13 protein-coding genes are annotated in these 14,807 nt (G+C 54.3%); 5 read left to right on the plus strand and 8 right to left on the minus strand.

The features are described 5' to 3' along the window. Position 1: 1 nt before the first annotated feature. The 5 genes from AC2T28_RS03645 to AC2T28_RS03665 all read right to left on the minus strand — a co-directional run bounded on the left by AC2T28_RS03645 (position 2) and on the right by AC2T28_RS03665 (position 6,084). Positions 2-1,273 carry an ABC transporter permease gene (locus AC2T28_RS03645; protein ID WP_486747584.1) on the minus strand — a complete coding sequence of 424 codons (1,272 nt, stop codon included), beginning with the start codon at positions 1,271-1,273 and terminating at the stop codon, positions 2-4. An 87-nt stretch (positions 1,274-1,360) separates the two neighbouring features. Further along, the gene (locus tag AC2T28_RS03650) at positions 1,361-2,464 is read right to left on the minus strand and encodes an extracellular solute-binding protein (RefSeq protein ID WP_486747585.1); all 1,104 of its coding nucleotides are present in this window, start codon (positions 2,462-2,464) and stop codon (positions 1,361-1,363) included. Between the two features lie 84 nt (positions 2,465-2,548). Beyond that, positions 2,549-3,649 (minus strand): ABC transporter ATP-binding protein, encoded by a 1,101-nt coding sequence (locus tag AC2T28_RS03655; RefSeq protein WP_486747586.1) that lies wholly within the window; start codon positions 3,647-3,649, stop codon positions 2,549-2,551. Between the two features lie 293 nt (positions 3,650-3,942). Then, on the minus strand, positions 3,943-5,334 hold the full coding sequence (locus tag AC2T28_RS03660) for an aspartate aminotransferase family protein (protein ID WP_486747587.1): 1,392 nt from the start codon (positions 5,332-5,334) through the stop codon (positions 3,943-3,945). 63 nt (positions 5,335-5,397) lie between these two features. Then, a complete protein-coding gene (locus AC2T28_RS03665; RefSeq protein ID WP_486747588.1) occupies positions 5,398-6,084 on the minus strand; it encodes a GntR family transcriptional regulator in 687 nt (228 codons plus the stop codon). Positions 6,085-6,224: 140 nt separating this feature from the next. Here AC2T28_RS03665 and AC2T28_RS03670 point away from each other — a divergent pair, with 140 nt between their 5' ends. The 5 genes from AC2T28_RS03670 to AC2T28_RS03690 all read left to right on the plus strand — a co-directional run bounded on the left by AC2T28_RS03670 (position 6,225) and on the right by AC2T28_RS03690 (position 11,563). Continuing rightward, complete coding sequence (locus tag AC2T28_RS03670; protein ID WP_486747589.1) at positions 6,225-7,310, plus strand: polyamine ABC transporter substrate-binding protein; 1,086 nt, start codon at positions 6,225-6,227, stop codon at positions 7,308-7,310. 113 nt (positions 7,311-7,423) lie between these two features. After that, positions 7,424-8,551 carry an ABC transporter ATP-binding protein gene (locus tag AC2T28_RS03675; RefSeq protein ID WP_486747590.1) on the plus strand — a complete coding sequence of 376 codons (1,128 nt, stop codon included), beginning with the start codon at positions 7,424-7,426 and terminating at the stop codon, positions 8,549-8,551. Then, positions 8,551-9,432, plus strand: coding sequence for an ABC transporter permease subunit (locus tag AC2T28_RS03680; protein ID WP_486747591.1), 882 nt, complete (start codon positions 8,551-8,553; stop codon positions 9,430-9,432). The genes AC2T28_RS03675 and AC2T28_RS03680 overlap by 1 nt, the downstream gene beginning before the upstream one ends. After that, positions 9,429-10,244 (plus strand): ABC transporter permease, encoded by an 816-nt coding sequence (locus tag AC2T28_RS03685; protein ID WP_486747592.1) that lies wholly within the window; start codon positions 9,429-9,431, stop codon positions 10,242-10,244. Before AC2T28_RS03680 ends, AC2T28_RS03685 begins: the two co-directional genes overlap by 4 nt. Then, positions 10,244-11,563, plus strand: a complete 1,320-nt coding sequence (locus AC2T28_RS03690) for an NAD(P)/FAD-dependent oxidoreductase (protein WP_486747593.1) — start codon at positions 10,244-10,246, stop codon at positions 11,561-11,563. The genes AC2T28_RS03685 and AC2T28_RS03690 overlap by 1 nt, the downstream gene beginning before the upstream one ends. Here the strand turns inward: AC2T28_RS03690 and AC2T28_RS03695 are convergent. The 3 genes from AC2T28_RS03695 to AC2T28_RS03705 form a co-directional block, all read right to left on the minus strand. Next, positions 11,536-12,312 carry a phosphotransferase gene (locus AC2T28_RS03695; RefSeq protein WP_486748013.1) on the minus strand — a complete coding sequence of 259 codons (777 nt, stop codon included), beginning with the start codon at positions 12,310-12,312 and terminating at the stop codon, positions 11,536-11,538. The genes AC2T28_RS03690 and AC2T28_RS03695 overlap by 28 nt on opposite strands. 151 nt (positions 12,313-12,463) lie before the next feature. Then, complete coding sequence (locus tag AC2T28_RS03700) at positions 12,464-13,135, minus strand: flagellar hook capping FlgD N-terminal domain-containing protein (RefSeq protein ID WP_486747594.1); 672 nt, start codon at positions 13,133-13,135, stop codon at positions 12,464-12,466. 4 nt (positions 13,136-13,139) lie between these two features. Then, entirely contained in the window at positions 13,140-14,630 is a 1,491-nt protein-coding gene (locus AC2T28_RS03705; protein ID WP_486747595.1) for a flagellar hook-length control protein FliK, read from the minus strand. Positions 14,631-14,807: the final 177 nt, after the last annotated feature.

Consider the following 14,807-nt stretch of genomic DNA (forward strand, 5'->3'; position numbering starts at 1 on the left):
TTTATCCCAGCTTCACGTTGTCGATGCCCACAATCTTGTCATAGGCCCAGTACAGGACCAGCACGACCGCCAGCAGAATTGCGCCAAGCGCCGCCGCCAGACCCCAGTTGAGTGAGGACGAGATGTGGAAAGCAATCCGGTTTGAGATGAAGACACCTTTGGTGCCGCCAACCAATTCCGGGGTGATGTAGTAACCAATGGACAGAATGAACACGAGGATCGAACCCGCGCCAATACCTGGCACTGACTGAGGGAAGTAGACCCGCCAGAACGCGGTCCAGTTGGTTGCGCCAAGAGATTTGGCCGCGCGCAGGTAGGTTGGCTTGATCGTCTGCATCACCGAATACATTGGCAGGATCATAAACGGCAGCAGAATGTGGGTCATTGCCACGATTGTGCCGAACTGGTTGTTGATCATGACCAAGCGGGACTCATCAGCCACCAATCCCAGCCAGACCAGCGTTTCGTTGATCACCCCTTGTTGCTGCAACATGACTTTCCACGCCGATGTTCGAACCAGTAGTGAGGTCCAGAAGGGCAGAAGTACAAGAATCATCAGCATGTTTGATGTGCGTGCTGGTAAGTTGGCTAAGATCCAGGCAACCGGATAAGCCAGAATAATACAGCTGATGGTGATGACCATCGACATGAACATCGTACGCTTGAAGAGAACCCAATAGATCTGTTCGTCCTCGGGGCGCCATTCAGCACCCTCGGCACCTTTTTGCAGGTCAGCCGCGTTCAGGAAGTAGCCGTTGGTTAATTTTGGAGAATAGGTCTGGATAGTGCGCCAGGCATCTGGATCGCCCCAACCCTTATGAATCGCGATGAACTGTTCCTTGAACGGACCGCCGTTCTCGATATCCCATTTCTTGACCTTGCGGCCAGCCTTGCGGAACATCGAGGAAATCCCCGGCTTCTCGTAGTTTAGACGCGACCCGACCCGAGTATGCAATTTCGCCTCGGCCGCGATTTTCAGATCAGCTGCCAATGCCGCGTAAACCGCTTCATCCGGCGCCTCACCGCTGTTTGCATCCCAGTCCCTCAGCGCAACAACTGTGCGAGGCAAAGTTTCAGACACAATTTGGTTCTCGACCGATCGGAACAACATGTCACCGATAGGGAGAATAAATGTAATCAAAACAAATAGAAGCAGTGGTGCAACTAGCATCAAAGCTCGGATTTTTTGCATCCGAAGAGCACGGGCCAAGCTGCGCTTTAGCGGTGTGCCATCAGCCGCCAGCACCGGGCCGGACTGGGTTGTGTCGCTCATGTCTGGAGTCCCCGTCGGGTTTTTTTGTGGAGACAGGGCCCGCAACTAAGCGTGCGGGCCCTGTCCCAATATCAACTCAGGCCAGAATTATTTGGCCAACCATGCCTGGAATTTTGCGTCCAGATCGTCACGGTTGTCTGCCCACCATTCGTAGTCATAGGTGTGCACGTTACCGGCGTTTGCTGGATCAGTTGGCATGTGTGGTGCCATGTCGATGCCCAGAGTTTCGTGCTTACCAACCAGTGGAGCCGAAGAGGCACGAGCAGGACCGTACGAGATGTACTTGGCCTGATCCGCCAGACGCTGAGTGTCGGTTGCAAAGTGCAGATAGTCCATTGCACGGGCTTTACGCTCTGGGCTCAGGCCTGCTGGAACGATCCAACCGTCCAGATCGAACGACTGCATATCCCACAGCATTCCGATTGGCTGATTCTGCTCAGCAATCGCCGAGAACAGACGACCGTTGAAGGTCGAACCCATCACAACTTCGCCGTCAGCCAGCAGCTGTGGAGTTTCAGCACCAGCAGTCCACCAGACAACCTGGTCCTTGATGGTGTCCAGCTTGGCCAGACCACGAGCAACACCGTCAGCTGTGCCCAGAACATCATAGATGTCTTCTTTGGCTACGCCATCGCAGTACAGAGCCCATTCCATGTTGTCGATTGGACGCTTCTGCAGCGAACGCTTGCCGGGGTAGGCTTCGAGGTCGAAGATGTCACAAACCGAAGTTGGCGCAGTGTCACCAACCAGATCGGTGCGGTAGCCAAATGTGGTCGAGTATACGATCTGAGGCACAAAGCACTCGGACACGATCAGGTTGCCAAAGTCCTCGGAAGCCGAAGTTCCATCAGGGGCAGCAGCCAGAACAGCATCGTGATCGATTTCTTCAGCCAGACCTTCGTCGCACAGGCGCATTGCGTCGGAAGCAACAACGTCAACAACGTCCCAAGTTACGTTGCCGGCTTCGTTCATCGCACGGATTTTGGCAACAGCTTCAGCCGAGCTTTCATCGTTGATGATTTTGACGCCAGTTTTGGCGGTATAGGGGTCGTGGTAAGCGTTTTTCTGTGACGCAGAATAAGAACCACCCCATGACACGATGGTCAATTCGTTGGCCATATCCTGAGCCATTGCCATTGGTGCGCACAGTGCAGTTGTGGCCACCAGAGCAGACAGTTTGGTGAGTTTCATAAGTACTCTCTCCTTGTTAAATTTTGTTTTTTTATTCTATGGCCCCCGGTCTTTAAGTGCCGGGGGTTTAAGCCAGTTACCGAATCAAGCGTCCAGTGCGCGGCAATCTTCGGCCAGCCAACCAATTTCGATCTGTTGGCCTGGTTTCAGACGCACCTGATCAGGCGCATTCCGTGTTTTTACAAAGAAGTCATCCTTGCCGGCCACCCGCAAACGGGTCCGGAAAATGTCACCCATATAGATGAATTCCATGACTTCCGCTTTGAGTGTGTGGGCGCCTTCGGGCATCCGGTCTTTGTTGTATTCAACGCGCTCGGGCCGGATCGAAACACGGGTCCGTTCGCCAGCTTTAGAGACATTGATCGGCTTAGCGTCGATCAGGCCACCATCGTCCAGCTGAACCAAGGCAACCCCGTTGTTGATCTCTTTCACGACGCCTTCGAGCGTGTTGTTTTCACCGATGAACTGCGCAACAAAGCTGTTCTGTGGCTCTTCGTACAGTTTGTCTGGCGGTGCCAACTGTTGAATACGGCCATCCTCGAATACCGCAACACGGTCGGACATGGTCAGGGCTTCGGTCTGGTCGTGGGTCACGTAAACCACGGTGATGCCAAGACGGTGCGCCAGGTGAGTAATTTCAAACTGCATTTTTTCACGCAGTTGCTTGTCCAGCGCGCCCAGCGGCTCATCCATCAGAACCAATTCAGGTTCGAAAACAAGCGCACGGGCCAGAGCGATCCGCTGCTGCTGACCACCGGACAACTGGGCCGGACGACGGCCGCCAAAGGCTCCCATCTCAACCATGTCCAGCGCGCGCATCACTTTTTCTTCGCGCTCGGACTTGCCTAGTTTTCGAACTTCGAGCGGGAAGCTGAGGTTCTCGGCAATAGTCATGTGGGGGAACAGGGCGTAGTTCTGGAACACCATGCCAATGCCGCGCTTGTGCGGTGGAATGTTGTTGATCGAAGTGCCGCCTAGTCGGATATCACCATGCGTTGCGGTTTCAAAACCAGCAAGCATCATCAGGCAGGTGGTTTTCCCAGATCCTGACGGCCCAAGCATGGTCAGGAATTCGCCCTTTGGCATGGAAAGGTTAAGATCTTTAACGACGAGGTTTTCGCCATCATAACTCTTTTGGACACGTTCGAACTCTACGAACGCATCAAGGTTTGACGCATCAGCCAAAACAAACTCCCTGGTTTTAGATCTGGCAGATTGGCTCTGCACTTCTCACCGGGTCATGTAAACATACCTGTTCATTAGTATGCAACCGGTTGGTTCGATTATTATTTTAGGAGGCCTTTGCAATTGAGCGGGCCGATAAGCGGCAGTTGCCGAATAATTTGCGCCAAATCAGCCTTCACCGGCTCGCTTGGCGGCCTTATTTTATTACTCAAACAGCCCGGCACGCTTTTCAAAAAGTACATGCGCCGGGCTGAACAGAACTGTAGCAAACCTGAACTTGGCGGGTCAGAATTTTAGCCGGAAGTTAAAAGGTTTTGCTTCTGCAACTCGGCATAACACTCGTCCAACGCAAGACGAGCGCGTTCAATCAGGGTGTCGATCTCGGCCGGGGTAATGACCAAAGGCGGCGAGATGATCATCCGGTCGCCGACGTGGCGCATGACCAGGTTATTGGCAAAACAGCGTTCGCGACAGATGTAACCAGCGGTACCAGTTTCGGCAAACGGTGCCCGGCTGCCTTTGTTCGGAACCAAAGCGATCGAGCCCATCATGCCGACAATCTTGGCCTCACCCACCAATGGGTGGTCGGTCAATGCTTCCCACTTTTCCTTGAGATAAGGCGCTGCCACATCACGCACGTGATCGACGATACCCTCTTCTTCCAAGATGCGCAGATTTTCCAAGGCAACAGCTGCCGCTACGGGATGGCCGGAATAGGTGTAGCCATGGTTGAACTCGCCACCACCGATAACCGCCGCAATCTCGTCGCTGACGATTGAACCACCGATTGGCGCATAGCCCGAGCTGAGACCCTTGGCGATGGTCATGATGTCGGGGCGGATGCCCATGGTTTGGCTGCCAAACCAGTTGCCAGTGCGGCCAAAACCACAGATCACTTCGTCTGCGATTAACAGGATTTCATACTTGTCGCAGATTCGTTGGATTTCTGGCCAGTAGCTGGCTGGGGGCACAATAACGCCGCCAGCACCTTGAACCGGCTCGGCGATAAAGGCCGCAACACGGTCTTCGCCCAGTTCCAGAATCGCCTTTTCCAGCTCTTGTGCACGCATCAGGCCAAAGACCTCGGCATCCATATCACCACCCTCGGCCCACCAGTTGGGCTGTTCGATGTGGTGAATATCAGGAATCGGCAAGCCACCCTGAGCGTGCATTCCGCTCATCCCGCCCAGTGATCCGCTGCCAACCGAAGAGCCGTGATAGGCGTTGTGACGGCTGATGATGACAGACTTGGTCGGTTTGCCTTTTTCCGCCCAGTAGTGGCGCACCATGCGAATGTTGGTGTCGTTTGCTTCGGAGCCTGAGCCTGCAAAGAAGACATGGTTCAGATCACCCGGTGCCAGTTCGGCAATCTTGGCCGCCAGCGCAATTACCGGAGCATGAGTGGTCATGAAGAACGTGTTGTAATACGGCAGTTCGCGCATCTGACGGGCGGCCACATCGGCCAGCTCGTCACGGCCATAGCCAATATTTACACACCACAGCCCAGCCATGGCATCCAGGATCTCGTTGCCTTCGCTGTCGGTCAGAGTAATGCCGCTGGCACGCGTAATGACGCGCGCGCCCTTTTCGGCCAACTCACCGTTGGCAGTAAAGGGGTGCATATGATGTGCCGCGTCGAGAGCTTGCAACTCAGCTGTGGGCAAATGATTGGTGATTGCATTCATGGGAAAGCTCCTGATTCAGCAGTTCACCCAAGAATATGATCAAATTTTTTGATGTCAATCGAATCAGTTGATGGCGGCCACTCCCTGGCTCACCTGCTCCATTCCCTGAATAACATCTCTCTCCATGGCCAAGGCTGCAAGTTCAGGGTCCGACTTGTCCAATGCCTCAAGAATGTCCTTGTGGCGATCGGGAAAGCTCTGGGTACCAAAGCGGCCGCAGACCACCCGCAAGGACGGGCCAAAACGCAACCACAATCGGTCAGCCAAGTCAGTTAGAATTGGCGCATCGGCGTGACGGTACAGAGTTGTATGAAAGGCGTAGTTCTGTGCCAAGTAACCCGCGACATCACCCGAAGAAATCGCCCGATCCAATGCGTCATCGATGGCAATAAGTTCAGCGATATCATCCTGGGATATGCGTGCTGTTGCACGACGTGCAAGCTCACATTCTATTGTTTTTCTTGCATAAGTCATCTCGTCCAGATCATCCACACTTAGCTCGGGGACAGACACACGACGGTTGCCTTGGAACACCAGTGCCCCGTCTGAGATCAAACGGCGGATTGCCTCGCGCACTGGCGTCATGCCTGCGCCCAATGCTTCGGTCAGACCTTGGATCGTGACCGCCTGCCCTGGAGCCAAATCTCCAAACAGTATCTGCTCTCGCAGGGTTTGATAAACCACTTCATGCGCGGGCGCCTTGGTGTCACTTTCTGCCGCCTGCCGGGGCGATTTTCTAGGTGTCGTCACCTTGCCTTTTCCTCCTCATTTTTGAGCAGCTTGCGTAACGCCACTCGTAGTAAAAGCATAAACACTATTGCCCAAAGAGGCAAAACTTGATCAAATCTATTTTAGCCGGACGCGAAACCGGCACGCACAGGGAGACACACATGACACTCAAAACGATGACAATGACCGCCATCATCGCGCTGAGCAGCACCGCTGCTATGGCCGAAGAGGTTCGCGTCTACAACTGGTCCGACTATATCGACGAAGAACTGCTGACCAAGTTCGAAGAAGAGACCGGCATCAAGCTGATCTACGATGTATTTGACAGCAACGAAGTGCTGGAAACCAAAATGCTGGCCGGCGGCTCGGGCTATGATGTTGTGGTTCCTTCGGGCACTTTCTTGCAGCGTCAGATCACTGCGGGTGCATTCCAGCCACTGGATGTTTCGAAACTGTCGAACGCCGATAACATGTGGGATGTGATCAAAGATCGCACCGAAAAATATGACCCCGGCAACGTTCACTCGATCAACTACATGTGGGGCACCACCGGCATTGGCATCAATACCGCCAAAGTTGCCGAAGCTTTGGGCGACGACGCGCCTGTAGGATCCCTGGCTCTGGTCTTCGATCCTGCAAATATGGAAAAACTCTCCGAATGCGGGGTGCATTTCCTGGATGCGCCATCTGAAATCATTCCGGCGGCCCTGGCTTATATCGGTGAAGACCCTGACAGCCACGACCCGGACGTTATTGCCAAGGCCGAGCCCATCTTGACGGCCATTCGCCCCTATGTGCAGAAATTCCACAGCTCGGAATACATCAACGCACTGGCCAATGGCGACATCTGCGTGGCCATCGGTTGGTCCGGCGATGTTCTTCAGGCCCGCGATCGCGCAGCCGAGGCCGAGAACGGCGTAGAAATTGCCTATAACGCCCCCAGCGAAGGCTCGTTGATGTGGTTTGACCAAATGGCAATCCCGGTCGATGCCCCCAACCCCGAAGGTGCCCATAAGTTCCTGAATTTCATCATGGAAGCCGAGAACATGGCAGCGGCATCGAACTATGTCTATTATGCCAACGGCAACATGGCGAGCCAGTCCCTGTTGGAAGAAGACGTGATTGGCGACCCGGCGATCTATCCAGATGAAGCGACACTGGATAACCTGTACATCACCACGCCCTATCCGGCGAAGGTGCAGCGTACGGTCACTCGTCTGTGGACCAAAATCAAGTCCGGCACCTGATCTGGATGACAACTTTGGCAGGGCTCCGATTGGGGCCCTGCTTTTCTAACTGCACGGCTAATCGTGCAGAAAAGATTCTGCACCAATGATGTGCGACGGGAAGGGGACTTGGCTTGACGACTGCTGAATTCGAACCTTGGAATGATCCTCAGGCAAAGCCGCTGATCCATTTCCAAAATGTCACCAAACGGTTTGGCGAATTCACCGCCATCGATAACCTGACCATCGATATTTACGAGCGTGAGTTTTATGCGCTTCTTGGCCCATCGGGATGTGGCAAGACCACCTTGATGCGGATGCTGGCCGGGTTTGAGACACCAACCGAAGGGGCTATTCATCTGGCGGGTAAGGATATTGTAGGCGTTCCCCCGAACAAGCGTGCCACCAATATGATGTTCCAATCCTATGCGCTGTTTCCACATCTTTCGATCTGGGAAAACATCGCCTTTGGCCTAAAGCGTGAAGGCAAGCCCAAGGAAGATATTAAAGATCGCGTCGAAGAAATGCTGCGACTAACCCGTCTTGAGCAGTTCGCACGTCGCAAACCGCATCAGATTTCGGGCGGGCAACGACAGCGGGTTGCGCTGGCGCGCTCGCTAGCCAAAGCCCCCAAGTTGCTGTTGCTGGATGAACCGTTGGGTGCGCTTGATAAAAAGTTGCGACAAGACACCCAGTTTGAACTGATGGATATTCAGGAAAAAACTGGCACCACATTTGTAATTGTGACCCACGACCAAGAAGAAGCCATGACCGTGGCCAGCCGGGTTGCGGTGATGGACCATGGCAAGATCATTCAAGTGGCTACACCTGACCGGATCTATGAGACCCCTAATTCGGTCTATGTTGCTGATTTCATTGGTGATGTTAACATTGTTGAGGGCACAACCACTGCCAGCGGCGAAGACAGCTATTCTATCAGTTGGGCCGAGGGTCAGAAGCCCCTGCAAGCCACGTCATCTGCTACGTTTTCTGACGGGCAAAAATGCCATCTAGCGATCCGGCCCGAAAAAATTGCGATTTCGGCCGATCAGCCCACAGATGCCGCCAATGCGGTGCAGGGTAAGATCCTGGATATCGCCTATCTGGGTAACATCTCGACTTATCATGTTGAGCTGCCATCTGGCGCTGTGATCAAAGCACAGGCCGCAAACACCCGCAGGATTTCGCGCCGTAATTACACTTGGGAAGACTCTGTCTGGCTGTCCTGGACCGCCACGGCGGGCGTTTTGTTGGCCAGCTGATGCGCCGTTTTTTCCTGATTGCTGTTCCATACACCTGGCTGCTGCTGCTGTTTCTGGTGCCGTTTTTCATCGTTATGAAAATCTCACTGTCCGATTTGGCCCTGGCAATTCCGCCCTATGAACCCAAATTCAGTTGGGCTGATGGGATTTGGACTTATCTCAGCCAGTTGGATTTTGAAAATTTCATCTTTCTGACCGAGGATGACCTGTATTGGAAGGCCTATCTCAGCTCGCTCAAAATCGCCCTGATTTCAACCGTTCTGACGCTCATAGTTGGTTATCCAATTGCCTATGGTATGGCGCGCGCACCGTCGGAATGGCGCGCTACTCTGATGATGCTGGTGATCCTGCCGTTCTGGACCTCGTTTCTGATCCGGGTCTACGCTTGGAAGGGTATTCTCAGCAGCGAAGGCTACCTGAATCAGGTGCTGCTGTGGACGGGTATCATCGACACACCTTTGACGATTTTGAACACCAACACGGCCGTCTACATTGGCATTGTCTATACCTACCTGCCCTTCATGATTTTGCCGATTTATGCGGCTTTGGAACGTTTGGATGAATCGCTGATTGAAGCCGCTGAAGACCTTGGGTGTTCCCGCTTGAGCGCATTTTGGCTGGTGACAGTGCCATTGTCCAAATCTGGCATCATCGCGGGGTGCTTCTTGGTCTTTATTCCGGCGCTTGGTGAATTTGTCATTCCATCGCTGCTGGGTGGATCCAACACCCTGATGATTGGCAAGGTTCTGTGGGAAGAGTTCTTCTCGAACCGAGATTGGCCGATGGCAAGTGCGGTTGCCGTGATCCTGTTGCTGATCCTGGTGATCCCAATTGTGCTGTTCCAGCGCAACCAACAAAAACAGCAGGAGGCAGAGCTATGAACCGTTCCAGCTGGTTTAACGTGGTGTCTCTGACACTTGGATTTGCGTTCCTTTACATCCCGATGATCATTCTGATCATTTTCAGCTTCAACGAAAGCAAGTTGGTCACGGTCTGGGCTGGGTTCTCGACCAAGTGGTATGGCGAGCTGTTGCAAAACGAGGCCTTCCTGAATGCAGCCTGGGTAACCATCAAGGTCGCGGTGTTTTCATCAACGCTGGCAACAGTGTTGGGCACCATCGCAGCCTATGTCTTGGTGCGCGGTGGTCAGTTTATGGGGCGCACGCTGTTTTCCGGGATGATCTATGCGCCACTGGTTATGCCCGAGGTGATTACCGGTCTATCTTTGCTGCTCTTGTTCATTGGCATTGGGTTAGATCGCGGCGTGTTTACCATCGTGTTGGCGCATACCACATTTTCAATGTGCTATGTCTCGGTTGTTGTGTCGTCACGGCTGGTGACGTTTGACCGGTCACTGGAAGAAGCCGCATTGGATCTGGGGTGTTCGGCATCGCAAGCATTCCGGCTGGTGACCCTACCGATCATCGCGCCTGCCGTGATCTCGGGCTGGCTGCTGGCCTTTACCTTGTCGCTGGATGATCTGGTGATTGCTTCCTTTACCACTGGGCCTTCGGCCACCACCTTGCCGATCAAGATCTTTTCGGCTGTGCGATTGGGGGTTAGCCCCGAAATCAACGCCCTGTCGTCGATCATGATTGCCATCGTGACCATCGGTGTCATCAGTGCCTCTTTGGTCACCAAGTTTCAGATAACGCGACAAAAGCGCGAGGAGCAGGAAGCGGTGCGGAGCTGATGCGGCGCATCTATTCGGACTACGCCTATGGGCCGGGTCCGCGCGACAACTGCTGGTGGGATGACACCATTGCTGCACCTGCCTGGCCGGTGCAGCAGGATGAGTTGAGCGTCGAAGTAGCCGTCATTGGCGGAGGCTTTACCGGCAATTCGGCAGCGCTGCATTTGGCGCAAGCTGGGACAAGTGTTGCAGTGCTAGAGGCCAACACGCCAGGCTGGGGCGCCTCAGGGCGCAATGGCGGGTTCTGCTGCCTTGGTGGGTCTAAGCTGAGCGGCAAAACTATGCGACGGCGATTCGGGGCAAAGGCCGCCGAAACTTATGAATCTGGTGAAGTTGCAGCTGTGAACTTGGTGCGGGACTTGCTCAACACCCACGGGATCGAGGCAGAAACCCATTCGGACGGGGAAACACAGCTGGCACATTCGCCTCGCGCCATGGCACGGTTGCGAGCCACAGCTGCAGCCATGGAACGCGACGGCGAATCGTTTGAATTGCTGGGACAGAACCAGCTGGCTGATCAAGGATTGAACGGTCCCTTTTATGGCGCACTGACCACGCCGGTTGGGCTTGGACTGAACCCTAGGAAATATCTGTTTGGCTTGGCAAAGGCAGCACAAGACGCTGGTGCCCTGCTGTTTCAGGACAGTCCGGCGACTCGGCTTGCGTGTGAAAATGGCAAGCATATCATCACCACACCCAACGGCATATTGCGCGCCCAGCGCGTGGTGATAGCCACCAATGGATATTCATCCGAGGACCTGCCGAAATGGCTGGCGGGCCGCTATATGCCGACCCAATCAACCGCAATGGTAACACGCCCGCTGAGCGAGGAAGAGATTCGCGCGCAAGGATGGTTCAGCGATCAAATGGCTTATGACAGCCGCAACCTGCTCCACTATTTTCGATTGATGCCCAATCGGCGATTTTTGTTCGGAATGCGGGGCGGGCTGCTGTCCTCTCCACGGGCCGAAGCGGCGATTCGGCAGCAGCTGCGCCGCGATTTCGAACAGATGTTCCCGGCCTGGAGCGCGGTTGAGACCACGCATTGCTGGTCGGGCATGGTTTGCCTGTCGCGCAATCTGATGCCCTATGTCGGACCGGTACCCGAGGTTGAGGGCATGTTTGCCGGGCTTTGTTATCATGGGAATGGGGTGGCAATGGGCACTTATGCTGGTCGGATACTGGCGGACCTGGTCGTGGGTCAGACTCCCGATCTACCTTATTCAACCGCTATACAGGCTATGCCCCGCTTTCCGCTGGGCCGCGCCCGGCGCCTGCTGATGCCCCCCGCTTATCTGGCTTTGGGATTGATGGACTGAAGCGCCGAGAGTTCCAACGCCAGAGCATCGCCATCCCGCGTTCCGCCCTGCTCCATTTTCCACTGACAATAAGCTGCCATGCGCCAGTGGAACCAGGGTTTCAGCGCCGCTAGACGTTCAACGATTCGGTGATCCGGATAGGCCGCCAGAAACGTGTTTTCTTCGTCATGCGACAGTGGCGAACCACGGTACAATAGCTGCATCGCCGGAGACAGGAAAAGCGCCAGATCCTCGGTTGGGTCGCCCATTTGGGGGCATTGCCAGTCAATAAGTGTCAGGGTTCCATCATGTTCCAACAAATTGCCGGGCACCGGATCACCGTGAATCAGGACTGGCTTTTCATAAGCTGGCACTTCTGTGGTGGGACGTAATTGGTGCAAATGGCTGCTGTTCTGGCACAACGACAGGATTTTTAAGGTCTGCACCAAAAGGTCGGCGCTGCCATTGGCCCCCTCTGGCAACGTCGGTATGCCGACCTGATCATGCAAACGCCCCAAAAGCTGCGCAACATGTCCGGTATCAGCCTGCCAAATCTGCCCTTTGATATGAGAATAGGCCAGCCAGTGTTGCCCATGAAAATCGCCAGTTTCCAGCAATCGAGGCACCATTCCAGTGCCCGCCAACGCCATCAGGCTTGCCTGTTCCCTGCGCCAGTCATTGGCGAACAATGGATTCGATCCGCCGCCGCTATATAGTTTGATAACGGTCTGCCCGACCCGCCAAACACGGTTTGACCGGCCGCCCTGCAACCGCACGGGCCTAGCCTCGACCAGTCCACGCTGAGCAAGATGCGCAAAAAACTCGACTTCGAATGCATTATGCAGGGATGACAGGGCGGGCTCCGATCAACAGCTCCCCGGTATCCGGGAGGCAACAATCACGGAGCAAGCCCGCGTCGGTTTAGGTGTTTGGATTACGCAATGCGGTCACCGATGAGGCCAAAATTGCTGAGCCTCCCTCAAGAATCAAGACCACATCGTTACCCTGCATCTGAGTTTCGTTCACATTTGCATAAACTTCTGCGGTTTCAGATAGCATGGTTTCGCCACTGGTGTTCAGGCTTTCGAGTGTAAAGGAATAAGTACCGGTGGGAAGAGCCGAACCATCATCGGCCAGACCGTTCCACTGGTAGGGTTCGGCAGATACTGGCAGAGAAAGGCGCTGAACCTCGTTACCATCAGAATCAGTCACAATCATGTGCACTGTATCGGCGGCGGCTGCAGGGTTTGGTGCAACAGTGATCGGGTTCGTCCCGTCAAAGTAAGCGGGCGCTGCGGCCCGTGCTTCCATACCAACCCAGCCTGACATCGCCGCCATATTGGCCAGGCCCATTTGCTGAGCCATTGACTGAAGGATATCATTTGCTTCGGTCTGCTGTTCCACCATCGAGAATTGCGCCAGCTGGGCCGCATATTCAGACGAATCCATTGGCTCCAGCGGATCCTGATAACGCGCCTGTGCGGTCAGCATTTTCAGAAAGGTCTCATAATCTGAAGATGAAGCCTTGGTCGCCGCGTTCTGCGTGCTTTGTGGCTGTGTCGTTGAAGTTGCTGCGCCTACTGCTGTGGTCATGGTTCTATACCCTCATATCCATCCCGGTTTTACCGAGATTCAAGTTTTTCTGTGCCGCCTCTGGCTTGGTTTCTGTTGTAAGTTCGCTATCCCCACGTTCGGAAGAGCCTTGACCGGACATATTGCCTTGGCCTTCACCCATTTGGCCGGACATGCCTTCGCCACCAAATTCAAATTTCACATCCTCGAATCCCATACGACGGAACTCTTCGGACAGTTCATTGATATGGCGGCGCATCAGATCACCGGTTTCCGGACGTTCTGTTGTGATCATGACGGTTACCGATGTGTCGGTGGTCGAGACCCGCATTTTAACACGCCCCAGCTCTTCGGGGTTAAGCGCAACATCGATATTGCGCTCTCCCTTGGTGGCCAGTGCTTCGGCCAGTTGCACAGCAACCAGACGTGGCGTTTCAGGACGATTGGTTGTGCCCGGGCTCATCACGGCCTCGGTTAGCAATTGTGACAGACCTGCTGGTTCAACAAACAAAGGGTCCGCCATCAGGCTTGCCTTCGTCGGGTCCAGCGATACCTCTGCTTCGTTCCCCCCAATCAGAGGCGTCATGGCGGATTGTTCTGCCTGCCCGGTTTGATTCACCGCAGCGGCAGAAGAAGCTGTCTTAGGACGTGTAAGTTGAACAGTCGCGTCACCTTCTGTGTCATCCACAGATCTCGCTGATGCCTGCACGTCGTCTTCAGAGGCACTCATTTGCTGCAGAGCCTCATCCAGACCAGCCAGCCCTTGTCTATTTGCCTGTCCTTGTCCGGTGACGATTGCCTGTAACGCATTGGGATTTTGCTGAATGGCGGCTGCCGATGTCAGTGTCCCGTTGGTGGCGTTCGCATTCGTTGCCTGAGAAAAAGACCGTCCCGCAGCTGCAGTTTGCTGATTGGCTACATTAGTATTCAGGATCTCTTGTGTGGCTTCTGCGTTATTTGAAGCTCCAGGCGTTGCTGCCGCAATTTGCTGGCCGAGTTGCCCCGCAGTGGACTGTACCTGTGCGGTCTGCCCGACTGAGTGAGCTGAGGTAATCCGCATCTCTGCAGGGCTGCGATATGCATGTTGCCCTCTTCGAGGATCATCTAAGTTTACCTCGGCAGTAGAGTTCGGCTTTTCGGTGTTTTGTGATGCATTGGCTTTCGGCTCTGCCAATCCAGTTGATTGGGTTACGCCGCCCTCAATTGTACCGGGCGGTTGCCCATACCTACCGTTCTCAGCCAAAAACTGCGCCTGTTCACTGGACTGTTTATTGGGAACTGACGCGAGTTCAGCGGCCGGAATGGCATGATCCGCGTTCTCAACTTCTTCCGCAGTGCGACCTTCGTCGCCGTCATAGGACGGATTTAGATTGAGAGCATCACTATCACTGGTCTGCACCTCGGCCTTAGGCTCGTCCGCACCATCTGTAGAAGTCTCAGATTGTTTGGCGTCTACAGCGTCTCTGGTACGCTGAACGGTCGGCCCTAGACCTTGCTGATGTTTGTCAGCAGACATGTAATGGTTTTGAAAGTTCGCACCATTGCGAGCCGATTCACTAGAATCAGACCTTGGTGCCTTTGCACTTTTGACCGCATCAAAAGCGGTTCCTGAATGTAATTTTTCTAACATTTTGTTCCGGACATTCTATCTCGACACATCCTGAATAGACCAAACCGGTTACGGTAATTTTAA

This window comes from Parasedimentitalea nitratireducens, from assembly GCF_057444295.1.

Excerpts from the sequence above, each read along its gene's own strand:
- AC2T28_RS03645 (WP_486747584.1), bottom strand. The coding sequence starts at position 1,273 with ATGAGCGACACAACCCAGTCCGGCCCGGTGCTGGCGGCTGATGGCACA.
- AC2T28_RS03650 (WP_486747585.1), bottom strand. The coding sequence starts at position 2,464 with ATGAAACTCACCAAACTGTCTGCTCTGGTGGCCACAACTGCACTGTGC.
- AC2T28_RS03660 (WP_486747587.1), bottom strand. The coding sequence starts at position 5,334 with ATGAATGCAATCACCAATCATTTGCCCACAGCTGAGTTGCAAGCTCTC.
- AC2T28_RS03670 (WP_486747589.1), top strand. The coding sequence starts at position 6,225 with ATGACACTCAAAACGATGACAATGACCGCCATCATCGCGCTGAGCAGC.
- AC2T28_RS03680 (WP_486747591.1), top strand. The coding sequence starts at position 8,551 with ATGCGCCGTTTTTTCCTGATTGCTGTTCCATACACCTGGCTGCTGCTG.
- AC2T28_RS03685 (WP_486747592.1), top strand. The coding sequence starts at position 9,429 with ATGAACCGTTCCAGCTGGTTTAACGTGGTGTCTCTGACACTTGGATTT.
- AC2T28_RS03690 (WP_486747593.1), top strand. The coding sequence starts at position 10,244 with ATGCGGCGCATCTATTCGGACTACGCCTATGGGCCGGGTCCGCGCGAC.
- AC2T28_RS03700 (WP_486747594.1), bottom strand. The coding sequence starts at position 13,135 with ATGACCACAGCAGTAGGCGCAGCAACTTCAACGACACAGCCACAAAGC.
- AC2T28_RS03705 (WP_486747595.1), bottom strand. The coding sequence starts at position 14,630 with ATGTCTGCTGACAAACATCAGCAAGGTCTAGGGCCGACCGTTCAGCGT.